The sequence below is a fragment of the Actinokineospora xionganensis genome (assembly GCF_014323725.1).
Taxonomy (GTDB): domain Bacteria; phylum Actinomycetota; class Actinomycetes; order Mycobacteriales; family Pseudonocardiaceae; genus Actinokineospora; species Actinokineospora xionganensis.
This window is the reverse complement of the sequence record NZ_JABVED010000070.1, coordinates 1-338: the sequence shown is the minus strand read 5'-3', so window position 1 is coordinate 338 and position 338 is coordinate 1. Positions and strand designations below refer to the sequence as shown.

Here is a 338-nt window from a genome sequence, read left to right as displayed (position 1 = left end):
GTCGCGTCCGGCCGGATCTCGTACACCTTCGGGCTGGAAGGGCCCGCCATGACGGTGGACACCGCGTGTTCGTCGTCGCTGGTGGCGGTGCACCTTGCGGTGCAGGCCCTGCGTCGGGGCGAGTGTTCGCTGGCACTGGCGGGCGGTGTCTCGGTGATGTCGATTCCGGCGTTCTTCGTCGAGTACAGCAGGCAGCGCGGGTTGGCTCGGGATGGTCGGGCGAAGTCGTTCAGCGCGGATGCCGATGGCACCAACGGTTCCGAGGGCGCCGGGTTGGTGTTGTTGGAGCGGTTGTCCGATGCTCGGCGCAATGGGCATCCGGTGCTCGCGGTGATTCG

1 protein-coding gene is annotated in these 338 nt (G+C 67.8%); it reads left to right on the top strand.

The window, feature by feature from the left end; all coding sequences use genetic code 11:
* The coding region (locus GPZ80_RS31925) for a beta-ketoacyl synthase N-terminal-like domain-containing protein (protein WP_187224820.1) at positions 1 to 338 on the top strand (338 nt) is incomplete at both ends.